22 protein-coding genes are annotated in these 25686 nt (G+C 38.5%); 9 read left to right on the top strand and 13 right to left on the bottom strand.

Going from position 1 to position 25686, the window contains the following annotated elements:
- Positions 1-16: 16 nt before the first annotated feature.
- A complete protein-coding gene (locus ABEG20_RS10620; protein WP_406827346.1) occupies positions 17-1243 on the bottom strand; it encodes an MFS transporter in 1227 nt (408 codons plus the stop codon).
- Positions 1244-1493: 250 nt separating this feature from the next.
- On the opposite strand from ABEG20_RS10620, the gene ABEG20_RS10615 reads away from it, so the two are divergent.
- Positions 1494-2390 carry a glycoside hydrolase family 25 protein gene (locus tag ABEG20_RS10615; RefSeq protein WP_406827345.1) on the top strand — a complete coding sequence of 299 codons (897 nt, stop codon included), beginning with the start codon at positions 1494-1496 and terminating at the stop codon, positions 2388-2390.
- A gap of 224 nt (positions 2391-2614) precedes the next feature.
- On the opposite strand, the gene ABEG20_RS10610 is transcribed toward ABEG20_RS10615, so the two are convergent.
- Both ABEG20_RS10610 and ABEG20_RS10605 read right to left on the bottom strand, forming a co-directional pair.
- Positions 2615-3712, bottom strand: a complete 1098-nt coding sequence (locus ABEG20_RS10610; RefSeq protein WP_406827344.1) for a mandelate racemase/muconate lactonizing enzyme family protein — start codon at positions 3710-3712, stop codon at positions 2615-2617.
- A 69-nt stretch (positions 3713-3781) separates the two neighbouring features.
- Entirely contained in the window at positions 3782-4765 is a 984-nt protein-coding gene (locus ABEG20_RS10605) for a YhcG family protein (RefSeq protein WP_406827343.1), read from the bottom strand.
- A gap of 129 nt (positions 4766-4894) precedes the next feature.
- On the opposite strand from ABEG20_RS10605, the gene ABEG20_RS10600 reads away from it, so the two are divergent.
- Positions 4895-6904 carry a thioredoxin domain-containing protein gene (locus ABEG20_RS10600; protein WP_406827342.1) on the top strand — a complete coding sequence of 670 codons (2010 nt, stop codon included), beginning with the start codon at positions 4895-4897 and terminating at the stop codon, positions 6902-6904.
- 10 nt (positions 6905-6914) lie between these two features.
- Positions 6915-7421: a peptidylprolyl isomerase gene (locus ABEG20_RS10595; RefSeq protein ID WP_090987807.1), complete on the top strand. Its 507-nt coding sequence runs from the start codon at positions 6915-6917 to the stop codon at positions 7419-7421.
- Positions 7422-7504: 83 nt separating this feature from the next.
- Here the strand turns inward: ABEG20_RS10595 and ABEG20_RS10590 are convergent, their stop codons facing one another.
- From ABEG20_RS10590 to ABEG20_RS10570, 5 genes are all read right to left on the bottom strand, one after another.
- Entirely contained in the window at positions 7505-8134 is a 630-nt protein-coding gene (locus ABEG20_RS10590) for a Uma2 family endonuclease (protein ID WP_406827340.1), read from the bottom strand.
- A 41-nt stretch (positions 8135-8175) separates the two neighbouring features.
- Positions 8176-9399: a hypothetical protein gene (locus ABEG20_RS10585; RefSeq protein ID WP_406827339.1), complete on the bottom strand. Its 1224-nt coding sequence runs from the start codon at positions 9397-9399 to the stop codon at positions 8176-8178.
- Positions 9392-9976: an RNA polymerase sigma factor gene (locus tag ABEG20_RS10580; protein ID WP_205058237.1), complete on the bottom strand. Its 585-nt coding sequence runs from the start codon at positions 9974-9976 to the stop codon at positions 9392-9394. Before ABEG20_RS10580 ends, ABEG20_RS10585 begins: the two co-directional genes overlap by 8 nt.
- Before the next feature lie 119 nt (positions 9977-10095).
- Positions 10096-10791: a DUF4397 domain-containing protein gene (locus tag ABEG20_RS10575; protein WP_406827338.1), complete on the bottom strand. Its 696-nt coding sequence runs from the start codon at positions 10789-10791 to the stop codon at positions 10096-10098.
- A gap of 168 nt (positions 10792-10959) precedes the next feature.
- Positions 10960-12582 (bottom strand): ABC-F family ATP-binding cassette domain-containing protein, encoded by a 1623-nt coding sequence (locus ABEG20_RS10570; protein ID WP_406827337.1) that lies wholly within the window; start codon positions 12580-12582, stop codon positions 10960-10962.
- Positions 12583-13143: 561 nt separating this feature from the next.
- Here ABEG20_RS10570 and ABEG20_RS10565 point away from each other — a divergent pair.
- The 4 genes from ABEG20_RS10565 (at position 13144) to ABEG20_RS10550 (ending at position 15384) form a co-directional block, all read left to right on the top strand.
- On the top strand, positions 13144-13704 hold the full coding sequence (locus tag ABEG20_RS10565) for a hypothetical protein (RefSeq protein WP_406827336.1): 561 nt from the start codon (positions 13144-13146) through the stop codon (positions 13702-13704).
- Between the two features lie 175 nt (positions 13705-13879).
- Complete coding sequence (locus tag ABEG20_RS10560; protein WP_406827335.1) at positions 13880-14455, top strand: nitroreductase; 576 nt, start codon at positions 13880-13882, stop codon at positions 14453-14455.
- 82 nt (positions 14456-14537) lie between these two features.
- Positions 14538-14882 (top strand): DUF1801 domain-containing protein, encoded by a 345-nt coding sequence (locus tag ABEG20_RS10555; protein ID WP_406827334.1) that lies wholly within the window; start codon positions 14538-14540, stop codon positions 14880-14882.
- A gap of 49 nt (positions 14883-14931) precedes the next feature.
- On the top strand, positions 14932-15384 hold the full coding sequence (locus tag ABEG20_RS10550; protein ID WP_406827333.1) for a 3-oxoacyl-ACP synthase: 453 nt from the start codon (positions 14932-14934) through the stop codon (positions 15382-15384).
- A 100-nt stretch (positions 15385-15484) separates the two neighbouring features.
- On the opposite strand, the gene ABEG20_RS10545 is transcribed toward ABEG20_RS10550, so the two are convergent.
- The 3 genes from ABEG20_RS10545 to ABEG20_RS10535 all read right to left on the bottom strand — a co-directional run bounded on the left by ABEG20_RS10545 (position 15485) and on the right by ABEG20_RS10535 (position 18509).
- On the bottom strand, positions 15485-16651 hold the full coding sequence (locus tag ABEG20_RS10545; RefSeq protein WP_406827332.1) for an RsiV family protein: 1167 nt from the start codon (positions 16649-16651) through the stop codon (positions 15485-15487).
- 98 nt (positions 16652-16749) lie between these two features.
- A complete protein-coding gene (locus tag ABEG20_RS10540) occupies positions 16750-17613 on the bottom strand; it encodes a polysaccharide deacetylase family protein (protein ID WP_406827331.1) in 864 nt (287 codons plus the stop codon).
- A 14-nt stretch (positions 17614-17627) separates the two neighbouring features.
- On the bottom strand, positions 17628-18509 hold the full coding sequence (locus tag ABEG20_RS10535) for a polysaccharide deacetylase family protein (protein WP_406827330.1): 882 nt from the start codon (positions 18507-18509) through the stop codon (positions 17628-17630).
- Positions 18510-18685: 176 nt separating this feature from the next.
- Between ABEG20_RS10535 and ABEG20_RS10530 the strand changes: the two genes are divergently transcribed.
- The gene (locus tag ABEG20_RS10530) at positions 18686-21193 is read left to right on the top strand and encodes a DPP IV N-terminal domain-containing protein (protein WP_406827329.1); all 2508 of its coding nucleotides are present in this window, start codon (positions 18686-18688) and stop codon (positions 21191-21193) included.
- 189 nt (positions 21194-21382) lie between these two features.
- On the opposite strand, the gene ABEG20_RS10525 is transcribed toward ABEG20_RS10530, so the two are convergent.
- Together ABEG20_RS10525 and ABEG20_RS10520 are read right to left on the bottom strand one after the other, a co-directional pair.
- Positions 21383-21529: a hypothetical protein gene (locus ABEG20_RS10525; RefSeq protein WP_406827328.1), complete on the bottom strand. Its 147-nt coding sequence runs from the start codon at positions 21527-21529 to the stop codon at positions 21383-21385.
- A 346-nt stretch (positions 21530-21875) separates the two neighbouring features.
- Positions 21876-22712 carry a M57 family metalloprotease gene (locus tag ABEG20_RS10520; RefSeq protein ID WP_406827327.1) on the bottom strand — a complete coding sequence of 279 codons (837 nt, stop codon included), beginning with the start codon at positions 22710-22712 and terminating at the stop codon, positions 21876-21878.
- Positions 22713-22834: 122 nt separating this feature from the next.
- Here ABEG20_RS10520 and ABEG20_RS10515 point away from each other — a divergent pair, with 122 nt between their 5' ends.
- Positions 22835-25660 (top strand): S8 family peptidase, encoded by a 2826-nt coding sequence (locus tag ABEG20_RS10515; RefSeq protein WP_406827326.1) that lies wholly within the window; start codon positions 22835-22837, stop codon positions 25658-25660.
- Positions 25661-25686: the final 26 nt, after the last annotated feature.

Genomic DNA, 25686 nt, shown 5'->3' with positions numbered 1-25686 from the left:
GATGGTTAACTGTAAACTAATTCGTTTCCAATACCGTTTGTTGTCGGCGTTTATCTATCACGCCAAAACCATAGGCACAAAGTAATAAGATGCAGGCCAACCCAAACCAGAGCCAATTGTAACCCAGGTGTTTGGCAATATAAAAACCAGCCAGTGGCCCAACTACCTGTGCACAAGACCAGCTCAAAGTATATCCCGCTGCATACAAACCCCGGTTGTGTTCATTGCTTCTGCTAATAACCACGGTATTGATAAACGGGAGCACAAACATTTCGCCAACCGTAAAGGTTACAATGGTTAACACAGCCGATAGCACATGAAAAATAATCGGCGCACTTAACACCAGGTAAGATACTGCAAAGAAGATTGAACCAATAATGATGAAAAATATGGGCGATCTTTTCTTTTCAATCTTATTGATCATAATCATTTCAAACAGCGCAATGATCGCACCGTTTAAGCCAATAATAATGCCGATGGCAAATTCATTAATATGCCATTCCTCTTTAAAAAATACGGGTACCACCCTGAACATTAAAAAAGCGCAGGTAATAAAAAGGGTAGTTAAGAGGATAAATTTTACATAAAAGGCATCTTCCCAAGGTTTTAAAATCACCATCGTGCTGCGGCTTTCTTTTGCTTTTTTAATAAAATCCTGCACTTTAGGTAGTAAAAGCAAGATCAAAAGTCCAACGATTATGCTCACCGAACCCTCTACTATAAACAAAAGCTTGTAATTAATAGAGGCAATGATCCCAGCCATACTAATCCCTGCAGACCAACCGATATTTACCGCCAGCCGGTTAAGTGAATAGGAGCGGGTAATGGTCCCTTCTGCTGCATAATGCGCCACAGCCGTAAAATTGGCTGGCCGGAAAGCTTCAGAAAAAAAGCTGATCACCACAGCCAGCACACATAGGGTAGAAAAATGGCTGATGGTAGAAAATAAGATAAACAACAATCCGCCAATAATGGAGGAGAGAATTTGTACCGGCCTGAAGCCGATAATGTCTGTTAGTTTCCCACCGGTTGCAGAACCTAAAATAGAGCCCACACCAAATAAGGTAATGATTAAACCGGCATCCATTTCTGATCGATGTAAACTTTGAGTAACATACAAACCCATAAAAGGCACTGCCATGCTGCCACAACGGTTAAACATCATTACGATACTTAAGAGCCAGGTTTCTTTGCTTAATCCGCTGAATGATGTTTTGTAAGTGTTGAAAATAAGTCTGAACATGGTGGGTTTAGATGGGGTAAAAATACCAAAAGCCAGCTGTTATTTAATCATTTTAATTCAATTCTTTCACTTGGTTTTGCCTTATTGTTAGCTGTCATTCTTGAGCGCAGCGAAGGATCTTTTAACTGAAAGATTTGCTTCTCAGAGCCTCGGGGTTCTTCACTGCGTTCAGAATGACAATTAAAGGTTTTCTCGAGACCCGCCTTTTTTATTTCCATACATTTTCCTCAACTTAGCGGCATTATAACCCATGCCTGCAGATAAAAGAATCCCAATAAATAAAAGTCCAGTCGCCAGAAAACCTGCCGTTAGGAAACCTGCAGCCAGAAAACCCACTACAGGTAGAAAAAAAAAGAATGGTATTTCCGTGCAATTGAAGTTGGTTATTGCTGGTTTATTGTTGATTTTACTCTCTCCATTTTATTACGGATATGTATTAAGAAGTTTTGTGGCTACCTGGCGCTGGGTTAAAGATTGGGGGCAAGACCCTAATTACAGAACTTACGAAAGTTTTAACATCAAGATCCCTAAAAAATATACCGTTCACGGCATTGACGTTTCTTATTACCAAGGCAAAATAAACTGGCAAAAAGTAAAGGAAATGAAGGAAGATGAGGTGAGTATCCGTTTTGCGTTTATCAAAGCTACAGAGGGATTAATGCTGGTTGATCCCTATTTTCAACGCAATTGGCGAGAAGCCCCAAAAGTGGGGATTATTTGTGGAGCCTATCACTTTTTCAGGCCAAAAAAGGACGGTAAAACACAGGCTAAATTTTTCTTACAGGTAGTTAATATTGAGAAGGGTGATTTACCACCCGTTGTGGATATTGAATCGTTAGATGGCGTTTCAGCGTTAAAAATGCGAGCTGAACTTGCTGATTTCCTTAATTATGTAGAAATGAAAACCAAGGTAAGGCCCATTATTTATACCGGGCTTAAATTTTATGAAGATTATTTAGTGGATCATTTTGATGATTATCCTTTATGGATTGCCCATTATTATCAACCCAAGTTAAGACTGGATAAAAGCCGCTGGAAATTTTGGCAACACTCCGATAAAGCGAAAATTAATGGTATTGGCCATGTGGTTGATTTTAATGCTTTTAATGGCGATAGTTTGGCGTTGGATAGGTTGTTGGTTCGTTAGTGATTGGTTTATTGGTCATTAGTCATTGGTTCATTAGTCATTAGTAATATACTTCGCCAATCGTCATCCTGAACTTGTTTCAGGATCTATTATAGGTGATTTTTACAATCCTTTCATTGTTTAAATATATTGTTCAAGACCATTTACATCATATGGGAATCTAATGAAATACACTAATAGACTCGCTTGAAAACTAATAAACCACTGACCAATGAACTACTGAACTAAATCGTCCAGCTTTCACATTTCTCTAAGAAAAACTCATCTGCTTCGGCGCCGATACCGATTTCTTCGGGTACATCCAGAAAATAGCCATTGTAGGTTAATCCACCAACAACCGGATCAACCAGGTGGCCTAAAAGTGCGGTATCTAAGTCGAAAAACTCAACATTAGGGCTGGCGAAGGCAAAATGCAGGTTGGCACTTAAAGCAATCCGGGTTTCGAGCATGCTACCAATCATGCATTTAACACCATGTTTTAAGGCTTCTTCATGGATTTTCTGCGCTTCGAGTATACCGCCAGACTTAGAAAATTTAATGTTTAAATAAGTGGTCGACTGGCTATTGATCAGTTTTCGGGCATCGTGGTGGTTATAGCAGCTTTCATCAGCCATTAATTTAATTGGCGAATTCACATTCAGCTCAGGTAATTGATCATCGTACCAGGTGCGCATGGGTTGTTCGCAGAATTCGATGTTATATTTTTCCAGTTCGCCCAATGCAAATAAAGCATCATCAAAACTCCAGCCCTGGTTGGCATCCAGGCGTAAAATCAAATCTTCGCCTATGGCTTCGCGGATGTGTTTTACCCTTTCTATATCATCATGTACCTTTTTGCCCAGTTTGATTTTCAAAATCCGGCAACCCTGACTTTTATATTTTAAAGCTGTAGTGGCCATTCCCGCTGGTGTATCAATACCAATGGTCATGTCTGTTTCTATGATTCGTTTGATTCCGCCGAGAAATTTGTATAGTGGCAGGTTCGCATTTTTTGCTGCAATATCAAACAAAGCCATATCGAAAGCACTTTTAATGGTATTGTTGTGATCTGCATAACCCAATAAATCGTTCATCCGCTCCGGAATGTCTAAGGGATCTTTACCTTTTAAAATCGCGGCGAAATCTTTGGCCATGGCAATGCAGGTTTCCTGCGTTTCGCCAACAATCATCGGGAAGGCAGAACATTCTCCAATGCCGTGGATACCTGTATCCGTATAAATCCTGATCAGCACATTCTGTGCAAAATGCATGGTGCCCGTGGCAATTACAAAAGGTTCCATCGGGATGCTGAAGCGGTATATTTGGGTGTGGGTAATTTTCATGGTTTTTAAGGTTGAAGGGCTGAAGGTTGAGGGTGTAAGGCTGAAAGTATAGGGTGTAAGGTTTAGGGTTTAGGAGTTGTCTAATTCAAAACGCTGCCTGTCTTGCTCTATAATTGCTTTTAAATCTTCCTCCTTTGGTAAGTACAATAGATATTTACTGGCAAACAACTGATTGTTATCATTTAAAACTGAATATTTTACGATTGTTTCATCTTTTTCGGTACAAAGTAATAATCCAATAGTTGGATTGTCGCCATCATTTCTTTTCAAATCATCATACATCCTAACATACATATCTATTTGTCCAATGTCTTGATGGTTTAAACTGGTTGTTTTAAGATCAATGATTACGAAACATTTTAAAATGTAATTGTAGAAAACGAGGTCTATAAAAAAATCTGAAGTATCTGTTACAATGTGTTGCTGACGGGCAACGAAAGCGAAACCTTTTCCAAATTCCAGTAAAAATTTCTGAAGATGGTTTATAATTGCAGATTCTAAAGTTTTCTCTGTATTTTTAGTATCAGGATCCAATCCTAAAAATTCAAAAATATAAGGATCTTTTATATAGTCTTGAATGTTTGGTTTCGGATTGTTCGTTTTCGGTCCAGTTAAGTAGCGTTCATATGATAAAGAATTGATCTGCCTCTGTAGTTCTCTACTGTTCCAATTCGATGTTATAGATTCTTGCATATAAAACTTTCTTTTTTCATCAGAATCTAACCTGGATAAAAGTCGATAATGCGTCCAACTCAATTCGGTACGCAATGCGTACCAAATTGGAAATGCAGAATAGAAAGATCGCATATTATTCAAATTTCTTTCATCAAAACCTTTCCTAAACTCAAATGTCAATTGATTTGAAAGCTTTTTTAAAGTCTCTTTTCCGTATGTTGCACGTAATTTTCCCTGCTGCTCATCCTCAACAATAAGTTTTCCAATTTGCCAGTAAGATTCAAGTAATGCAGAATTTGCCGCACGAAATACTTTCAAACGAGATTGGCTGATAATCGCTTTTATGGCATCAAATAACTCATTTTTGCTCAATTCCATTCCGTCATGTAGATTTCCAACTAAAGTATAAAAACAAAAACTAAATAGAAACAGGTTTGTAGATTATTAATAGATTTACGCCTCGAAATAAAAATTCCATTTTCCCTCATACATTTTACATTTCAAGTCATGTCTGAAACCAATAATTTAATCCACGCTTCATCACCATATTTGCTACAGCATGCCCACAACCCGGTTGATTGGTATGAGTGGGGGGCAGAAGCGCTAGAAAAAGCCAGATCTGAAAATAAACTGATTCTGGTGAGTATTGGTTATTCGGCCTGCCATTGGTGCCATGTAATGGAGCGGGAAAGTTTCGAAAACCATGAAGTGGCCGAGGTGATGAACCGTCATTTTATCTGTATCAAGGTAGATCGGGAAGAACGTCCGGATATTGATCAGATTTACATGTATGCCATTCAACTCATGACGGGGAGCGGCGGCTGGCCGTTAAATTGCATCTGCTTGCCCGATCAGCGTCCGATTTATGGCGGAACTTATTTCCGGAAAAACGATTGGAACAATATTTTGGAAAATGTGGCTTCACTTTGGGCCAATGAACCTGATAAAGCCATTCAGTATGCCGAGCGATTAACTTCGGGCATTAAAGACAGTGAAAAGATCATCGCTGCAGATATTACACCGGAATATACCCAGGAACATTTAACTGAAATTATTGATCCCTGGAAGCGCCATTTTGATATTGGTTACGGAGGTTATAACCGTGCCCCAAAATTTCCTTTACCCAATAATTGGGTGTTTTTATTGCGTTATTGCTTTTTAAAAGATGACGAATCTGTATTTACAGCGGTTTGTCATACCCTTGAAGAAATGAGCAGGGGAGGTATTTATGATCAGATTGGTGGTGGTTTTGCCCGTTATTCAGTTGATGATCAATGGCATGTACCGCATTTCGAGAAGATGCTGTATGATAATGCGCAACTGATCAGCCTATATGCCGAAGCTTATCAATGTACCAGGTTCGACTCTTTTAAACAAACTGTAGTAGAAACGATAAACTGGGTTGCTGAGGAGATGACGTCGGCAGATGGATTGTTTTATTCGGCATTAGATGCAGATAGCGAAGGCATAGAAGGCAAGTTTTATGTTTGGGATAAAGCAGCATTCGACCAGGTTTTGGGAGAAGATGCACAATTGATCGGCGCTTACTATAACATTACCGAAGAAGGCAACTGGGAGGAAGAACAAACCAATATTTTGCGCAAAACCATCAGCGATGACGATTTACTTGCGAAATTCGATATTACGGCGGAGGTGCTTTACGATAAGGTAAACTCAGCCAAAACAAAATTAATGGCTGTGCGGAGTAAAAGGATCAGGCCAGGTTTGGATGATAAATGTTTGACTGCCTGGAATGGGATGATGATTAAAGCATTGGCCGATGCTGCTCAGGTTTTAAGTCACAATCAATATTATGAAAAGGCATCTGCTGCGGCTAATTTTATCTTAACTCACCTAAAATCGGAAAAAGGAGGTTTATACCGGAACTATAAGAACGGAAAAGCATCTATTACAGGTTTTTTAGATGATTACGCGTTTTTTATCGAAGCTTTAATTGCATTGTACGAATATGATTTTGATGAAAAATGGCTGGAAGAAGCTAAATCGTTAACTGATTATGTAATTGCTAATTTTTATGATCCGGATTCGCCCATGTTTTTTTATACCTCTGCTGAAAGTGAAGATTTAATTGCCCGTAAACACGAAGTGATGGATAATGTGATCCCGGCTTCGAACTCTGCCATGGCACAAAATTTAAAAAAACTGAGCTTGCTTTTTGACATAGAAGCATATACCGAAAAAGCTTCAGCAATGCTTGCTGCGGTTCATCCCAAGATTAAAAGTTATGGCTCTGCTTACTCCAATTGGGCCATCCAGTTGCTAAATGAAATTTATGGCATAAATGAAATTGCCATTACTGGTATAGAAACGGATGTTGTTAAATTGGAATTAAGCAGCCATTATATTCCGAACAAAATTACATTGGGTGGAACAAAAAGTAACTTACCGCTGTTAAAAGGTAAGCAAAGCAATGAAACAAAAGTTTATATTTGCCGAAATAAAGTATGCCAGTTGCCGGTTAACACTGTTGAGGACGCATTAGAGTATTTACAATAAATAAATTTAAATGAATATTTCACCAAACTCTGTAGTAGCGTTAACTTACGAATTGCATACTACTAACGAAGAAGGACAACAAGTTTTTGTAGAAAAAGCTGACGAACAAAATCCTTTAGTATTTTTATATGGCGTTGGCATGATGTTGCCTAAATTTGAAGAGCATTTAACTGGTTTAAAAACTGGTGATGAATATTCATTTGAACTGTCTGCTGCAGATGGTTATGGTGATATCGATCCGGGCGCTTTCGCTGATCTTCCAAAAACCATGTTTACCGAAGCTGGTGGCGAATTGCCAAATGTTGGTGATGTGATTCCGTTACAGGATAACAATGGTAACCAATTTAGAGCAGGTGTTACTGCAGTACATGATGAAACGATCTCTGTAGATTTGAACCACCCAATGGCTGGTAAAAACTTAATGTTTAGCGGTGTGATTTTAAATGTTCGTGAAGCTACTCAGGATGAATTGGCTCACGGTCATGCACACGGTGCTGATGGTCATTCTGGTCACTAGTTAATATAAACGATTTTAAAGAAGTCAAGTTTTAAATAGCATCTTTGCCATTTAAACTTGACTTCTTTTTTTAATACCCATTTTTAATCCTGAAAAACCTCTTCCAAAATCAGTTTTAGGCCAGGGATAATTGACGTAGTCACCACTTCACCTTCGGTGAGCATTTTGGTAGGCTGAAACTTGCCATTTTCATCCAGGATGTACCTGAAAAATGTTTTGTGCGCAGGGCTTACAATCCAATATTCTTTTACACCGGCTTCTTCATAAACCTCGTATTTATTAATTAGTTCCTTTTTATTATTTCCGGGTGATAAAATCTCGACTACAATATCCGGAGCACCAATGCATCCACGCTGATCTAATTTAGCCGGATCACAAACCACCGCGATATCAGGTTGCACTACGGTGAAAACTTCTTTATCATCTTGCGATTTCTGCGCTAAGCGTACATCAAAAGGTGCTGAATAAACCCGGCAAGGTTTACTTTTTAGCGCATTATAAATTGGCCCAAAAATATTGCCTGAAATACCCTGGTGAATTCGGGAAGGAGCAGGACTCATTTTGAACAAGTGTCCCTTAATAATTTCTAAACGTTCTTCAAATTCGAAGCGCATGTAATCTGCATAACTGTAAGTGGCAGAAAAATCTATCTCGTTAAGGGTTTTAACAGGAGGTAGTTCATCTTCGGTTGGATAGGATTTGATATTTTTCATATATAAGGCGTTTAACCAAATATACTAAATATCTTAGTTTCTTAGAAGTCGATTTTTAAACGCAATCCACCATTGGTCAGGTTAAGGTTTTCCTTCGAGAAAGTTTTCATTGGCAATCGTAAAAAAGGCTCGATGGCAATATTATTCTTTTTGGAGATTTTTTGCTTGTAGCCCAAAGAAAAATTGTAGAACCCGATGTATTTATCAGGATCTATACTCGCTTCAGGTTGCGGCTCAACCTTTTTTTCCTGTACAATCATGGTCTTAAAATCGGCATAACCATTTACTGCAGGAGCAGAGAAACTTTGAACCTGATTAACGATATAACTGTTCTGCTGTGAGTTATTTAAAACAGCAAGGGCAGAAACCCCAACGTTGGTATAAAGTTTATCACTGATGTTATATTTTAATTCCAGCGGCACATTAATTCCACGCACTTTGGCATCAACAGAAGCTAAATTTTTACCTGATAAGCTTTGTGGTGCAGTGGCATTTAAGGATTCTGTTGTACTGATGGAAGCATAGGATACACCAGAACTGATTGATAATTTATTGGCGATGGCATAAGACAGAGAAAACCCATAATTCATGGTTACTTTATTGTCGTTACCCATAGCCGGGGCAACATATACATCGGGTTGCCATTTAGAGTTTCCACTCGCCTTATCCGCTGGTTTTTGCTGGTTCGCGTAGCTATCCTGAGCAAGCAACTTTTCAAAATTTGTTTGATTATTAATGGGTTGAGGTTTTTTCTTTTCCGTTAAGATTTCAAACTGTTTTGATTTCAGGTTGGAAAGATTAATACCTGTAAGTTTACCATCCAAAATATTATTATTTACGGGAGTTAATTCTTCTACTGTATTAATAAGAGAATAACGGGTCTCCTGCGATAATAATGGTTTTAGGTTTTCCGTAATTTTTGTTGAGCGATTGGTAGCTATATTATTTGCAGCAGTTGCATTGTTGTTTAATGATGTAGGATTGGCTTTAGTTTCAGTAACTGCATTTGTATTTCCATCGGCTGCAGGAATTTGCTGCGCTTTCTGTTTAATTACCAAAACTTGTTTTTTCTGATCTATATTATTTTGTGCAAAAAATATACCTCCGAAGATTAAAATTAATGCAGCAGCAGCCCATAAAGGCCAGAAAGCGATGCCTCTTTTCTTCTTTTCTTTCTCCGAAAAGCGCTCCCAGGCACCATTAGAATAAGCTTCTTCATGGTTTTGGAGTTGCGCTGTGATGTGCTCAATTAATTCCTTATCCATTTTGTTTATATGAATTAACCATGGTGTTTAGGTAAAGGGTACGTAACTTATTCTTAGATCTTGTGAGGTAAACACGACTCGAACTTTCAGGAATGTTTAACATTTTCGCAATTTCGTCATGGGCGAAGCCTTCAATTTCATATAAGTTAAATACCAGTCTCTGCGTATCTGGTAAATGATTTAGTAAATTTAAAATATCATTAACGTGTAGTTCTGAAGCAATGGATACCTGGCTAACCGGATGTTCGCTTTCTGCTAAGTCGTCCACATAAAACTGAATTTTATTACTACGGATCTTATCTATAGCTGTCCGCGACGCAATCTGGGCAATCCAACCTTTAAACGACCGCTGTAATTCTTCCGGGTTTTTGGGTGCCTTGAATCCGCCAACATGTTTGAAAATCTTGATAAAACTGTCATTTACCAGCTCTTCACTATCCGAAGGATTCTTGGTATACCTTAAAATGATGCCCATTAGATAGCCATAAAATGATTTATACATCATTTCTTTACAGCTATTGTCGTTTTTTACACAGCCTTTTAAAATTTCCTCAAAACTGAGTATTTTTTTTATCACCCTTGTAAAGGACTATTTATTAAAGGTTTATCATGATTGCTTGATGGCAAATTTAAGAAAATAACACCACCCAATTTGGGCGGTGTCAATTTTCGTTTTCACAGGTAGAGAGAAATATTTTATTTATTCGTCATCACAGATAAGCCAACTCCGGTACTATCGGTTTTGCTTGATAAGCCTTTAGCCCAGATGGTATAAATTTTGCCTTTTTCAATTTTAACCGCAGGCAAGCTCACTTTAACTGCTCCACCTTGTTTTAATTGAAAAGTATAACTGTCATTTGGTGTTATATTGCTAAAAGTGGTAAATTCTTTAAATGCCTTTGCGGTGAACAATGGTGCATCTGTACCTGCAATGGCCAAATCAAATGGCGCAGAGCCCGGACTTAAGTTCACAAAACGAACTTTGGCTTTATCAGTTTCAGGCGCTTTTAAATCATCCTCAAGGATTAAAAGTTTGGTTGATTTTAAAGTATCCACCACGAAAACCGAATAAAATGAGCCAGATTTTAAGGTAGCATTAGCTGTGGTTAAATACTTTAAAGTATCTTTTTTGGCAACACCCACTAACCTGATGCCTGGATAAGCCGCATAATAGCCAAGATCTTTAGTATACGTAAAGCTGTTTATTTTTTGGTTATCCAATATAAAATCAAGCGCCCCTGTTCCCGGCGATGCATGGACAAAGCCAATACCGGCAGCCTCTATCGGATCGTTGTTAAAATCTTTTTTACAGGCCGTGATAGTCAAAGTTATCGCAAAAAGAGAGAGTATAATTTTCGTCGTAGTGCTAAAATTTTTCAAATTCGTTTTCATTTTAATGTTTTAAGTCAATTGCTGAACAAAAACTGGTTAATGGCCATTAACGCTTTTTTCTTGTAAAACGATTAATGCAATGAAAACGCTACAGCTGAAATTATTTTTTTATAAAAAAAAAGCCACATGAACACCATGTGGCTTTAAAACAATATGTTAAACTTAAAATTAAGCGTACATCTCTTCCCTTAATTTTGCAACATCACCGTTATTGATATACTCATCATAAGTCATCAACTTATCAATTGTACCTTTTGGTGTAATTTCAATGATGCGGTTAGCTACTGTTTCTGTTAACTGGTGATCTCGTGAAGTAAACAATATGGTGCCTTTAAAATCTTTCATGCCATTGTTCAATGCTTCAATAGATTCCAAATCCAGGTGATTGGTTGGCTCATCAAACATCAGTAAGTTGGCTTGTTGCAACATCATTCTCGAAAACATACAACGCATTTTCTCACCTCCTGATAATACTTTAACATTTTTCAATACTTCCTCGCCCGAGAATAACATACGGCCTAAAAAGCTGCGCACAAATTGCTCATCGGCATCAGTGCCCGAGTATTCGCGCAACCAATCAACCAGGTTTTCATCTTTGCCATCAAAATATTCAGAATTATCATTCGGGATATCTGCTGTACTGATGGTAACACCCCATTTAAATTCCCCTTTATGATCAGTATCTCTGCCCGTTAAAACATCGTAAAATGCGGCAGTAGCTAAACTGTTTTGAGATAATATGGCAATTTTGTCGCCCTTGTTCACCATAAAGGTAACTTTATCGAACAATATGCCATCATTTCCACTTTTACCCAGGTTTTCTACCTGTAAAATCTGGTCGCCGGCCTCGCGACCGGTATTGTTGAATATAATGGCCGGATATTTTCTGCTTGAAGCTTTAATCTCGGTGATATCAATCTTATCTAAAGCTTTCTTACGTGAGGTTGCCTGCTTTGACTTGGAAGCATTGGCACTGAACCTGCGGATAAATTCCTGAAGTTCCTTTACCTTATCTTCCATTTTCTTATTCTGGTCGCTGCGCTGTTTTAAAGCCAGCTGACTTGATTCGTACCAGAAAGTATAGTTACCAGTATAAATACTCATTTTAGCGAAATCGATATCGACTATATGGGTACAAACGGCATCTAAAAAGTGCCTGTCGTGCGATACCACCAATACAATGTTCTGATAATCGGCCAGGAAATTTTCTAACCAGGCAATGGTTTCGATGTCCAAATCGTTGGTAGGCTCATCCAGTAACAAAATATCAGGATTACCGAAAAGTGCCTGTGCCAATAACACCCGTACTTTTTGGGTATTATCCAGTTCCTTTAACAATTTATAGTGATTATCTTCGGTAATGCCCAGGTTGCTCAGCATGGTTGCCGCATTGCTTTCCATGTTCCAGCCATCCATTTCTGCAAAAAGATTTTCAAGTTCTCCGGCGCGTTCACCGTCTTTCTCCGAGAAATCTTCTTTCATATAAATGGCATCTTTCTCTTTCATGATGGCATAAAGTTCTTTATGGCCGATCATGACGGTTTCAAGCACCGAAAACTCATCAAATTCGTAGTGATTTTGTTTTAAAACCGCCATTCTTTCACCTGGAGTAAAAGCTACACTACCAGAGGTTTGACTCACTTCTCCTGATAAAATTTTAAGAAAAGTAGATTTACCTGCGCCGTTAGCCCCAATTACGCCATAGCAGTTGCCCTGGGTAAATTTTAGGTTAACATCTTCAAATAATGTGCGTTTGCCGTACCGTAAAGATAAATTAGAAACTGAAATCATGCTATAATTGAAATAAGCCGCAAAGATAGGGAAAAAGGTTGAGGGTGGGAAAGTGTTTTAATGGTTTGATTGTTTTATTGTTGAAAGGTTTGGCGGTTGGAAAGTTCAAAAGTTTGAAGGTGATTGAATGTTTAAGTTTGAAAAGTTTTATGGATTTGGAAATGGAGGGTTCGGTAATTAGTGGCTCAGGCAGCCCCGTTATTCGCTTTACTCCGTTGCACTCCGTGTTCGCTGCTACCGGGTTTATTTTACAAAGGGGAGAAGTTTTTGGCCAATGGCTTAAAATTTAGTTCCAGAAATTAAAACTTAATAAGCAAATTAAATTAAGGAGTACGTCATTCTAGCACATGCGGGAATTTTAATGTAGGCAGCATATTGTATTAAAATAAAGTCGTTTCATAAATCATTGTCATCCTGAGCTTGTCGAAGGATCTGCTTTGCATCTCTTATAAGGCGTTTCGACAGGCTCAACGGGACAAATTCCATAGCATACAATTTATGATACAGCATCATGACAATTTATCTCAATGTACATTGTTTTAAAATATTTATTTTAGCCTCATGCAAAATCATCTGTTGCTCGAAACTATAAAAACCACTCTTCAAAAAAGCAAAGTAGAAAAACTGGCTGCCATTGCTTCAGAAGAAACTTTTTCGGTGAAAGACCTGATCGATGTAAGTTTTGATCATGATGAGCAGATCGGATTTCGGGCCGCATGGATTTTAGAAAATGTGTTTACTAACCACCAGCAGCGGTTTTTGCCCTATACACTCTATTTTTTAGAGAAATTTCCGCATCAAGGCAATTTATCGGCACTACGGCATTATGTTAAAATTTTAGCACTCATGACAAAGAAAAATGCTTCAATAGCCATTAAAAAGATTTTAGCCGGTTATGATACTGACCATTTGGTTGAGGTTGTTTTTGCCTGGTTGATTGACGAAAAGATTCCGGTAGCGGTAAAATCGCACTGCCTTAATATCCTGGCCAATTTAAATGTAAAACACAACTGGATTAAGGAAGAATTGTTACAAACCATGGATTTTCTGGTTGATAAGGAAAGCATTGGCTTTTTTGCAAAGGTGAAACAGATCAGGAAACAGTTAGCAGTTCGCGGTTGATGGTTCGCAGTTGACGGTTTTCAGTTTTCAGTTAGCAACTTCATTAGATAATTTCAGAACTCTTGATTTTTTTTTAGTTAATAAAAAGTCAAATCTTCAGTGCTTTAGCCTTAAACCCTACACCTTCAACCTTCCACCTTATCAAACCTTCCGCCTTTTACCTTATATTTACCAAATGAGTACAACATACGATATCATCTCAAAAGTTATAAAAGAACGTCGCAGTATTTTCCCTGCCAGCTATATCAAAAAAGAAATTCCGGTTGAGGTGATTAACCAGATTTTAGAAACAGCCAATTATGCACCCACACATAAATTAACCCAGCCCTGGCGTTTTGTGGTGATCAGAAAAGCTGGATTGGCCAGATTAGGTGAGGAGCTTGGTAAATTATACAAAGCTTTGGTTTCTCCACAGCAGTTTCTACAGAAAAAGTACGATAGTTTTGCGGAAAAAACGGCCCAGGCTGATTGTATTATTGCCATCAATATGCAAGTTAGCGGTAAAATACCTGAGTGGGAAGAACTGGCCGCAGTTTCGTGCGCAGTACAAAATATGGCTTTAACCGCAGAGAGCTTGCGGGTTGGCGCATACTGGAGTTCTCCGCCATTAATTGATCATTTAGGCGATTTTTTAGGCCTTGGTGAAAATGAGAAGTGTATTGGCTTATTTTACATGGGGTATCATAACGAAAAACCCTGGACACCAAATAGGACTCCGATAGCAGAAAAGGTAAGGTGGATTGAAGGGTAAGTTCATTAGTCAATGGTTTGTTAGTCAATAGTTCATGGTTTGAGGGCCATTTTTTATCATCAATCTAACATCATCTAATATCATGCTAAATCCTCCGGATCATTATTTCGAGCAAAAAGACGAACCAATTAAAGGTTGTATCCAATATTTAAGGTCGCTTTTAATGGGGTATGACGATATTACGGAACATTGGAAATACGGAATGCCTTTTTATTATCATAAAGGAAAAATGTTCTGTTATCTTTGGGTACACAAAAAACTCCATCAGCCATATATTGGTTTGGTTGACGGACATCAAATTGAACACGAAGACCTTTTGCAGGAAAAAAGAGCCCGGATGAAAATTTTATTGATCAATCACCTCGAAGATATTCCTAAAAAGAAAATCGAACTCATTTTAAACCTGGCTTTTGAAATTCGCAAATAGCTACATCAACCATCTCATCCATCTACCATTACCCATTTTCCATTCTTATATGTCTGCTTTAAAATCTAAACTTTATGAGCTTTGTTTGACTTTTATCCAAAACAGGATAACAAATATTGAATATTCGCTACAACAGGCCAGGCAGGCATCAAACGATGATACAAAAAGCAGCGCTGGTGATAAATATGAAACCACGCGCGAAATGATGCAGCAGGAGATGGATCGCAACAGTAAACTACTATATGAAGCGGATCAGCAGAAAATTGCTTTGCAGCAGATTGAAAATGTAGTATCAGATCGGTTGATTAGAAACGGGAGTTTGGTACTCACTACTGAAGGTAATTTTTACATCAGCATTAGTGCAGGGGAACTCAATACCGATGGACAGAAATTTTTTGCTGTTTCTCAGGTTTCGCCCATTGGCAGGTTTTTGATGGGAAAAGCTGTAAATGACAGTTTTAAGTTTAATGGAAAAGAATATATCGTAAAGGAGATACTGTAACAGGTTTCAGTTGGCGGTTTTCAATTTACAGTTAACCAGTTTAAAACAATTAACCATTATTTTGATGATTAACTGTTAACTCATAACTGGAAACTGCAAACTACTTGATGCCCATCCGCTGTGCAAAAGCCGGCACCAAATAAGCCTTTATGTCTGAATAAGGGATAAATATGACAATTTGCCCTTGTGCATAACTGGCCACTTCATATGGATTATACATAAAAGCAATACCATTGGCATTGAAATAAAAGTTTTTATTGGGTTTAATAAAATCATCAAAAAGAACCGTGCTTAAAGCATCATTAGCCTTTATGTTGTATTCTTTACGAAGATTATGTTCTAAAATGCCCTGTAAGGTATTCGAATCAATTTTAACAATGTTGCTAAGTACCATTTGTTTTTTGTTCTGTACATCTAAACAGAACATCGTGCTGCTATAATTGCCGTGTGCGCCGCCTGTATATGCATCAGCAAGGAAATCGATCACCACGTAACCATTATCGTTGTAATTAAGCGACTGCTGACTATCATTGGTATAATTCATCCAGGCCTCAAAATCATCTCCACGGCCATTTTTTGATTGTTCATCAACCTGCAGTTTATAATCTTTAAAATAGTCAGAAGCAATATTTTTGAATCCGATTAAGCGATCTACCTGTGCCAGACCGAAGATTTTTTTAAGTTCTGCGTCCAGCCATTTTCCCTTTTCATCCTTGCTTTTACTTTCCAGGTATTCAAAACTGATTTCGGCTGTAGGTGATTTTGGCCGGTCAGCAAATGCTTTAACTGAATCCTGGTAAATTCCGGCGCTAAACGGATAACTGCCTTCCGGATATTTTTCTGTTAAAGCTATCGGGTATTTTTTTGTTTTATCGCCACTTTCCCATGTACCATCAAAACCGTTTCCGTTCCATCTTAACTTTAAAAGTGGCGACTTTGAATTCTGGGTAAAGTATGATTCATAAAAATTATACTCTGCCAGTATTAAACTATCTTTTCCTACTACCGTATCAGTTGAGAGATTAAGCCATGATCCATCATAATAGTATGAACCGCTCACATCATCATCATCAACTTTTTGCAGGTGCATCACCACCTTTTTGCCTGCTATGGTGCCTTCCAATCTTTTGTAGAAATTACCCGTAAGCGCTTTTTTAGTAATGGTTGTACCATCAGTTGCTTCACTATTATTGTTCCGGTTGTTAGTGTTATTACAAGCTGATATTATCGCTAATCCAAAAAGGCAAAAAAGAAAAGAATACTTCATAGGGTAGTGATTATGATGTTTTAAGGTTTAAAGGCTATGATGTTACAGTCAACTTTTTAACCTTCAAACATTTCAACGTTTAGTATTTAACCCCTTTACTAAGATTTTGTTTTATTAAAACTCTTATTGATGCTGTAATAGAGGTTTTTTGCGGTGTATCTTCCCGGGTCGATTATACGTCTGATGGTATAAAGCGGATAGTTTTCATCGCGTGCCGTAGACAGGATAAAAGCCGCCTTAAATCCATGTTCCTTTAATTTATGCAAGGTAGATGATTTGTAAACGCCATAGGGATAGGCGAAATACTGAACCTTTTTGCCTGTAATTTCTTCCAGTTTTTTTGTGGGTTCGTCAATCTGGGTTTTCCAATCCTCATCGGTAAATTGTGCAAAATTTTTATGATCATAGGTATGGCTGGCAATTGTATTCCCCTCGTCAGACAGTTGTTTAATCTGCTCTTTAGTCATATAATTAATCCGCCCTTTTCTGCCGATGGATACCGTCATGATAAAATAAACACCTTTAAAACCATGTTTTTTCAATGTGGTATTCCCAACCGTAAATTGATCTTCATCTGTATCATCAAAAGTGATCATAATGGGCTTTTCGGGTAACTTAGTGCCGTATACCAGGTAATTATACAACTGATCGGGCAGAATGGAATGGTAACCACTATCGGCCAGCATTTTCATGTGTTCCCTGAACTTATCGGGCGCAATAATATCATCGTGTGCCCTTTTACTATCGCTGGCAATATTGTTTCTGATCTGGTGGTAGCACAACACGGGTACCTCTCTGCGGTTCAAAATGGTTTTATTGTCTGCAGGTTTGGCATTGGTTGAATCTATTTTAACTGTTTCGGTAGCATTTGTAATAGCTGCTTTTTCTTTTGAAGCCTTTGAAGGCTGGCAAGCGGTTAAAAGCAGTGTATAAAAGGTTGCGTAGAGCAGAATTTTTTTCATAACGGCTGTCTTATTTAAAAGCTGTTTTTAATGCTGTTGCTTAACGTTTTTGGCGACCAGTAACCACTGGCAATAATCCGGCGGATGGTATACAACGGATCTTTTTCATCACGTTTGGTTGATAATTGGAAAGCCATTCTGAAACCGCGTTTTTTAAGTTCGGGGATGCCTTCTGCATTCCATAAACCAAATGGATAAGCGAATTCAGTCATTTTTTTGCCCGTAATTTCTTCCAGTTTTTTGGTGGGTTTGTCCAATTGTTCTTCCCAATCCTTCCCGGCGTATTTTTTAAAGTTTTTATGATCGTAAGTGTGGCTGCCGATCACATTTCCTTCATCAGAAAGTTGTTTAATCTGCTCTTTAGTCATATAATCCACAAACTTGCCTTTTCTGCCGATCGAAACCGTCATGATGAAATAAACCGCTTTGTAGCCCAGTTTTTCTAAAGTTGGGCGCACAACGGTAAACTGGTCCATATCGGTATCATCAAAGGTTAACATGATGGGTTTACTTGGTAGGGCAGCACCGGTATTGAGGTAGGCATAAAGCTGATCAGGTAAAATGGTATGGTAACCGCTATCGGCCAGCATTTTCATCTGGTCTTTAAAGTTCTGGATTTCCACAATATAATCTTTTCCTACTTTGCCATCTGTTGGTTTCCAGTTTCTGACCTGGTGGTAACATAAAATCGGTACTTGTTTCCTGGCTAAAATAGTTTTGGCATCAGCCACTTTTATTTTAGATACATCAACGGCAGCAGCTTTAGGGTTTTCGCTCGTTTGTGCTGTTCTTTCCGTCGAATTTTTTCCTGTAGAACTTTCTGTTTGTGATTTTGATTGGCAGCTGGCAAATAGGATTGCGCCGGCTGTTATGATGGTTAAAAAGCTGTATTTCATTGTTAGTATATATGGGTACAAAACTATAAAATCCCTTAATTATTTATTCACCAAAATAAATTGTGTTAATAATTAATTTTAGTTGTATGAAATTATACTAACTATCGCATTTATTACAAATCAAAGCCTGCTTAATATCCTTTAATTAAATAATTTAGCAGCTCAAACAAATTTTAATGAATAAACTTTACAAATTCCTGCTGGGCGCACAGTTTTTGTCACTAACTGTTGCAGCACAAAATAAAACATTTACCCTAACCGAAAACATTCAGCCACAGCCAAAAGCAAATTATCAGCTTGCTTCGCGTTTTTCGCCAAATAAGTTGAAAAAAATGGTGTATTCTACTGCTGTAGATCCACATTGGTTAAAATTGAGCAACCGTTTCTGGTATACTTTTGAAAGTCCGAAGGGAAAATTCTGGTACCTGGTAGATCCTGCTGCCAAAAGCAAAAAATTAATGTTTGATAATGCTAAACTGGCTGCAGACATTACGCTGATTGTGCGGGATCCATTTGATGCAGAACATTTACCCCTTGAAAATTTAAAATTTGCAGCTGACGAAAAAAGTATTTCTTTCGAAATTAAAAGCACGGTTGATGAGTTGAAAAAAGACAGAAAAGATAAAAAAGCTGCGGATTCTATGCAGAAGAAAATATTTTCTTTCAAATACGAGCTGGCCAGTGCAAAATTAACCGAGGTGCCAAATTTCAGTAAACCGAAGCCTAAACCATCATGGGGGGCTGTAGCACCCGATTCTTCAGCCATTATCTTCTCCCGCAATTATAATTTGTACTGGATGGATAAAGAAAACTACAAAAAAGCAGTTAAAAATGAAGAAGATAGTACCATTGTAGAGCATCAGCTTACTAAAGATGGGGTTAAATTCTATTCTTATGGAAGTGATGGTGATGGAGAGAATAATGTGGAGAACGAAAAAAACAATAAGAAACGCCGTGGCGCTTATGTGCTCTGGTCGCCAAATTCGAAATATTTTGTGTTAGACCGGACCGATTCGCGTAAGGTGAAAGATCTTTGGGTAATTAACAGTGTAACGCCAGGCCGCCCAACACTGGAAACCTATAAATATCAGATGCCAGGTGAGGCAGAGGCGCCGCAGGATGAAATTTTATTGTTCGATTTTGCCGCAAAATCTTATAAAAAATTAAATGTTTCTGCATTTAAAGATCAAAGCGTGTCCGTTTGGAGCAAACCAGCCTTAAATAAAGACCGCGATAACGAATTCCGTCCATCCATTTGGCTGGGGAACAACAGCAGGTTCTATTTTTCTCGCACCAGTCGCGATTTAAAGCGGATCGACATTGGTACTGTTGATATTGCCACGGGAAAGGTTACCCCGCTAATTGATGAACGTTTTAATACTTATGTTGAAGTTAACCGCCCGGGTTTGGTTAACGATGGTAAAGAGCTGATTCACTGGAGTGAACGAGATGGATGGGCACATTTTTACCTTTTTGATGAAAACGGAAAGCTGAAAAACCAGATTACCAAAGGTGCTTTTCACTGCGAGAGTATTGTAAACATTGATGAGAAAAAACGCATTCTTTATTTTACGGCAAACGGCAGGGAAGGTAAAGAAGATCCCTACTATTTACATTTATATAGCATCAATTTTGATGGCTCGAATATGAAATTGTTAAATGCCGGGGATTTTGATCACCTGGCGAATATGAACGATAATAATACTTTTTTTGTAGATAATTATTCGAGGGTAAATACCGCGCCAAAAGCTAGCCTTTATGATGGGGCCGGCAAAAAAGTAATGGACCTGGAGACAACTGATCTTTCCTTGTTGATGGCTGCAGGCTACAAATTTCCTGAGCCTTTTAAAGTAAAAGCAGACGACGGTATCACTGATCTGTATGGCGTGATGTACAAACCTTTTGATTTCGATCCCAATAAAAAGTATCCGATTATCGAATATGTTTACCCGGGACCACAAACCGAAGCGGTAAATAAAGCTTTTAGCAAAAGCATGGACCGTACTGAACGTTTAGCTCAGTTTGGTTACATCGTGATTACGGTGGGTAACCGCGGTGGAAATCCCTCACGTTCTAAATGGTACCATACCTATGGTTATGGTAACCTGCGCGATTATGGTTTGGCTGATAAAAAAACAGCCATTGAGCAACTGGCAGCCAAATATTCGTACATAGACGAATCTAAAGTAGGTATTACCGGGCACTCTGGTGGAGGTTTTATGTCTACCGCGGCCATGTTGGTGTATCCTGATTTCTTTAAAGCAGCCGTTTCGAATGCCGGAAACCATGATAATAGTATTTACAACCGCTGGTGGAGCGAGAAACATCATGGTGTTAAGGAAACCATTTCGTTAAAAGGCGATACTTCTTTTAAGTACAGCATTGATAAAAATCCTGATTTAGCAAAAAACCTGAAAGGTCATTTACTATTGATGCATGGTGATGTAGATAACAATGTGCACCCGGCAAATTCTATCCGTGTAGCCAATGCTTTAATGAAAGCAGGCAAACGTTTCGATTTCCTGATTATTCCAGGTCAGCGCCATGGTTTTGGCGATATGACAGAGTACGCTTTCTGGAAACTGGCCGATCATTTCAATAAATATTTAATCGGTGATTTTTCTGAACCAAGCGACGTTGATCTGGTAGAAATGGATAGAGATATTGAGCAGAACGGAAAGTAATTTTTAATACCATATTTATTTACAATGGCCTGTGAAAAGCAGGCCATTTTTTATAACGATAAACCGTCATTGCGAGGGTAATTTTTCATTAGCCGTGGCAATCTTTTTTGTTAGTGTTTATGTTTTGATGATCGATGTTTATTTGGAAAGCAGACGCTCCTGACCGTGGTTCGTTTCCGCACGGACCACTTATCCTTTAATTAATGTCTTTAGGGAATTGGTATTCTTTTCGCCATAATTAGTGTCCTCAGGGGCCATTTTATTTTTGCCAATTGTTGTTTTAAGGAAAGCAGGCTCCGGTAGTTCTTCGGCTATTTCAGTCCTGCTATTGCCCATAGCCCCGATTTTAATTTTTCTTAAATACAATTTGTTTTCAATCGGGGGCTATTTGGCGCTATCAGGTTTATTTAATCAGGGCTTGTGTTCCAAACAGAGTTGTTCAACAACGAAGTTTTCCCTTTCTATTGCATTTTTCGTGTCTTCACGAACCATATTATTTTTGAAAGTTAGTTTCAATAGTTCTGGTTATTCGGATTTATTATCATCCTGGCCACCCAAACCGGAAAGCGTTTATTTGCGTCGTTATCTTCCCTTTGTCCTTTAGTTTATAATAAAAAAGCCTTCCGAAATATTAAATCGGAAGGCTTGATTGAGGTTTAAGGTAATCCTTGTTTTTTTGATCTTATTTGTACAGGTAATTTACGGCAATCACGTCATTTGCATTGAAAGTACGGTTGCCGCCGTTAGAACAGGCCAACATAAATGAAGCGGCATCCGGATTTGAAGGCGTTCCCGGAATTCTTACGGCGCCAACATCCGATTGTCCTTCGTTACCTGCGCCACTTGAACCACAGCTAAAAGCACGGTTCATGTAATCGGTATGACGGAAACCAATGCAATGGCCAACTTCGTGCTGGATCACAGAAGCCAGGTACAATAAATTAGGATTGGAACCATAGGCAGCTGCATTGGTGTTCATTCTGATCTGATTAAAAGGCTGACCTGATGATGTAGGGAAACCAGCAGAGCCTAAGGTGATAAAACCACCGCTCGGACCTTCGTTAAAACCTACAACATTAATGTTTCCGGTTGTACCGGCGCTGGCCCTTTGGAAAGTAATACGTAGACCCAACGAGTTGTATCTCGAAATCATGGTGTTTACGGCATCGCTATATACCTGAGGCAGGTTGGTTACTGATACGGTAATTACGCGTGGTAACGATTTAACAATGTTTGTGGTTCGGTATTGTTCGGTTTCGGCAATATTTAAATTTGCACCGGTAGAAGGCTCAGCTAAATTGTCGTCGGTTAAGAGGATATCTCCCTCTACCAGATAACCTTCATCTATCTTACGAATATTGTCTGTACTAAAACCGAGCGATTTGATCTGTGATAATTTGCTTGCAGAAATTTCAGTCTTACCTTCTACTGCATTTTCTGTATTATTGCTCTTACAAGAGTATAGATTTGTGAGTAAAAGGCATGCTGCTGCAAGCGATAAAATGTTGGTTGTTTTCATCTTAGTTAGAATTAAATTAGTTTAGGTTGAATAAGTTAGTTAATAATGTTTGTGGATTACCTTATAAATCCTAATTTAGGGAACATATATCATGTAGCCAAAATTTTATAATAAAATAATTTTTGAAAGTCAATACTGTATTTTTAGTTTTATGTTTTTGTCTGTCTGTTTATAGTTTAAACGCACAGGTACAACCTGGTGGAATAGATAAAAAAAATGAAAAATATATTTCAAAAACGGATAATGCTTTAAAGTTAAGCAATGATGCGTCCGTTTTGGTGAGGTTTAACCATACGTTATCAGCAGCCGAAATTCGGTTATTAAAACCCCAGAAAAGTCTTTCGGGCGACTATTTTATTGTCGAAAAATCAAATGTCTCTAACTTTTCCAACAGTATCATTTATCAGGAAAAAGCCAATGGACTTTGGAAGGTTAGTGATCGGCTGATGAAAGTGCTGAATAAAGGCAGTAAAAGAAATGATTCTATCCTGGTTAGACTGGCTTTCAAAAATATCAATGCATTACCAAACGCTGTTTCAAGTTTAAAGATAAAATCAACAGATAACATCAACCATATTTTTACTGTTTATCTAACACCAAGCGATTTAATGTTGTTGTTGGAGCTTAATGATCTCTTATACGCAGATGTTTTGCCTGTAGCTAAAGAGGAGGTGGTGATTAATGGTCTCGACCTGGCCCTCAACCAGATCTCTAATGCGCGAAATCTTTTTACTGGCATTGATGGCTCGGGTATCAATGTTTCTTTTAAAGAGGGGATGTATGATGCTGCGGATCTGGACTTATTGGGGAAAACCATTGCCGGAGCTACTATTGGTAAAACGCCAACCACCCATGCTACCATTATGGCAACTTTGGCTTTGGGCAACGGCAATTCCTTTATCCGGGGTTTAGGTGCAGCACCAAAAGCCAAACTTGCTTATTCTGATTTCGCTAATCTGATGCCCGATCTGGTTACCGATTTAAACAAGCTTCAGGTTAAAGTTCAAAATCATTCTTACGGTACCGATATTGATAACGATTATGGAATGGAGGCTGCGGCATACGATAAACAGATTTTTGAAACCGATACTTTGATCCATGTTTTTTCTGCCGGAAATAAAGGAACCGCTACGCCAGCTGTGGGGTTTTATCAAGGTATTAACGCCCGGGCCAATTTAACGGGCAATTTTAAACAGGCGAAAAATCTATTGGTGATAGGAGGGATCAACAGAGAGAATATTTCTGAAAATCAGAGCAGCAAAGGCCCGGCGTATGATGGCCGTGTGAAACCTGAATTGGTTGCCCTGGGCGAAGATGGAACATCAGGTGCTGCAGCCATTACCAGTGGAGCTATTGCTTTGCTGGAACAGTTTTATCAGCAGAAATATAAAAAAGCGGCCTCTGCTTCATTAATTAGGGCAACAGTAATAAATGCTGCTGATGATTTGGGTGCACCACAGGTTGATTTTGTTTATGGCTACGGAAAGCTCAATGCAGCCCAGTCGTTAAAAACTTTAGATCAAAATAGGGCATCACTTTATGAAGTGGCTAAAAATCAGGATCTACCAATCCCTTTAACAATTCCGGCTAATGTGGCGGAAGTGAAACTGACCATCGCCTGGAACGACCCCCCAGCCGTTGTAAATGCCGCACAGAGTTTAGTTAACGGATTAGACCTAAGTCTCGAAACGCCCACAGGGGGCCAAATCCTGCCTTGGGTATTAAGCAGCTTTCCTCATTTAGATTCCCTCTCCACACCAGCAGTGCGGAAGGCCGATCTGCTCAATAATGTTCAGCAGGTTACGCTCGATCATCCACCTGCTGGCGCTTATACTATTCACGTTAAAGGTAACAGGATTAAACAAGGCAATAACCAGTCTTTCGCATTGGCTTACCGTTATACCTTAAAAAACACTTTTTCCTTTGTTAGTCCGGTAAAAAATGAATACTTTTTTGCTAATGAAGATAACTACATCCGTTGGGAGAATACTTACACAGACAGGACAGGAAATCTTTTAGTAAGCTATGATGATGGTATAACATGGAAATCAATTGCCACTGGCGTAGATTTAAGTAAGGGCTTTTATCATTGGATTCCACCGGATTTGTTTGTTAATGCCATGATAAAAATGGAAGTGGAAGGAAATGTAATAGTAAGCGAATCATTTGTTGTTTCCAGTCCGAGGATATTAAAAGTTGGCTATGCATGTAAAGATGGAGTGGTACTCAGCTGGAACCCACAGCCCGGTGCAAAGGACTATACTTTATACAATATCAGCGATAATGTCCTTTCGCCGGTTTTAACCCTTGCCGATACCATATGTAAACTTGATGTCAGTAAAATTAAAAGTAACTATTTTGCTGTGGCCGCAAATGGTGCGGGTTTTACGGGCTTAAAAAGTTATACGATTGATTATACCCAACAGGGAATTGCCTGTTACGTTAAAAATTTATTTGCATCAGTGGCCGATAATAACCGCGTAAGAATTGACCTAAGTGTGGGCACTACTTTGGATTTAAAGAACATCATCTGGGAAAAACAGACGGGGCCAAATACTTTTAGTGTTTTACAGCAAACCAAGCCCATTTCAAATCAGCTGGATTATACTATTTTTGATGAAATGCCAAAAACCGGAATCCAATTTTATCGGGTTACATTTGAAACCGTCAATGGTCAGGTACAGAGCGATCCGGTATCGGTGGTGTTCCTGAAGGAGGATGAATTTTCTTTTTTCCCTAATCCGGTAGCAGATTATTTAACGATACTGAGCGGCTCATTTGAAGATTACAGCTTATCTGTTTTCAATATGTTGGGACAGAAAGTTTTTGAAGAAAAGGCCACCAGTTCGAATAAATTTTTGCTTAACGCTTTATCCACTGGCGTGTATGTGGGGGTGATCAATAAAAACGGACAGCAATTGAAGAAATTTAAGCTGATTAAGAAATAATTTCTCAATCAGATCTTTCTTCCATA

It is taken from the genome of Pedobacter sp. KACC 23697 (genome assembly GCF_045348445.1).
Taxonomy (GTDB): domain Bacteria; phylum Bacteroidota; class Bacteroidia; order Sphingobacteriales; family Sphingobacteriaceae; genus Pedobacter.
The sequence above is the reverse complement of the archived record's forward strand: the minus strand, read 5'-3'. Positions and strand labels throughout refer to the sequence as shown.

What these genes read in the sequence shown, in the direction of transcription:
- ABEG20_RS10600 (WP_406827342.1), top strand. Translation starts at nt 4,895, where the DNA reads ATGTCTGAAACCAATAATTTAATCCACGCTTCATCACCATATTTGCTA.
- ABEG20_RS10550 (WP_406827333.1), top strand. Translation starts at nt 14,932, where the DNA reads ATGTCTGCTTTAAAATCTAAACTTTATGAGCTTTGTTTGACTTTTATC.
- ABEG20_RS10560 (WP_406827335.1), top strand. Translation starts at nt 13,880, where the DNA reads ATGAGTACAACATACGATATCATCTCAAAAGTTATAAAAGAACGTCGC.
- ABEG20_RS10525 (WP_406827328.1), bottom strand. Translation starts at nt 21,529, where the DNA reads ATGGGCAATAGCAGGACTGAAATAGCCGAAGAACTACCGGAGCCTGCT.
- ABEG20_RS10545 (WP_406827332.1), bottom strand. Translation starts at nt 16,651, where the DNA reads ATGAAGTATTCTTTTCTTTTTTGCCTTTTTGGATTAGCGATAATATCA.
- ABEG20_RS10535 (WP_406827330.1), bottom strand. Translation starts at nt 18,509, where the DNA reads ATGAAATACAGCTTTTTAACCATCATAACAGCCGGCGCAATCCTATTT.
- ABEG20_RS10610 (WP_406827344.1), bottom strand. Translation starts at nt 3,712, where the DNA reads ATGAAAATTACCCACACCCAAATATACCGCTTCAGCATCCCGATGGAA.
- ABEG20_RS10585 (WP_406827339.1), bottom strand. Translation starts at nt 9,399, where the DNA reads ATGGATAAGGAATTAATTGAGCACATCACAGCGCAACTCCAAAACCAT.
- ABEG20_RS10615 (WP_406827345.1), top strand. Translation starts at nt 1,494, where the DNA reads ATGCCTGCAGATAAAAGAATCCCAATAAATAAAAGTCCAGTCGCCAGA.
- ABEG20_RS10530 (WP_406827329.1), top strand. Translation starts at nt 18,686, where the DNA reads ATGAATAAACTTTACAAATTCCTGCTGGGCGCACAGTTTTTGTCACTA.
- ABEG20_RS10565 (WP_406827336.1), top strand. Translation starts at nt 13,144, where the DNA reads ATGCAAAATCATCTGTTGCTCGAAACTATAAAAACCACTCTTCAAAAA.
- ABEG20_RS10590 (WP_406827340.1), bottom strand. Translation starts at nt 8,134, where the DNA reads ATGAAAAATATCAAATCCTATCCAACCGAAGATGAACTACCTCCTGTT.
- ABEG20_RS10520 (WP_406827327.1), bottom strand. Translation starts at nt 22,712, where the DNA reads ATGAAAACAACCAACATTTTATCGCTTGCAGCAGCATGCCTTTTACTC.
- ABEG20_RS10620 (WP_406827346.1), bottom strand. Translation starts at nt 1,243, where the DNA reads ATGTTCAGACTTATTTTCAACACTTACAAAACATCATTCAGCGGATTA.
- ABEG20_RS10605 (WP_406827343.1), bottom strand. Translation starts at nt 4,765, where the DNA reads ATGGAATTGAGCAAAAATGAGTTATTTGATGCCATAAAAGCGATTATC.
- ABEG20_RS10575 (WP_406827338.1), bottom strand. Translation starts at nt 10,791, where the DNA reads ATGAAAACGAATTTGAAAAATTTTAGCACTACGACGAAAATTATACTC.
- ABEG20_RS10570 (WP_406827337.1), bottom strand. Translation starts at nt 12,582, where the DNA reads ATGATTTCAGTTTCTAATTTATCTTTACGGTACGGCAAACGCACATTA.
- ABEG20_RS10540 (WP_406827331.1), bottom strand. Translation starts at nt 17,613, where the DNA reads ATGAAAAAAATTCTGCTCTACGCAACCTTTTATACACTGCTTTTAACC.
- ABEG20_RS10555 (WP_406827334.1), top strand. Translation starts at nt 14,538, where the DNA reads ATGCTAAATCCTCCGGATCATTATTTCGAGCAAAAAGACGAACCAATT.
- ABEG20_RS10595 (WP_090987807.1), top strand. Translation starts at nt 6,915, where the DNA reads ATGAATATTTCACCAAACTCTGTAGTAGCGTTAACTTACGAATTGCAT.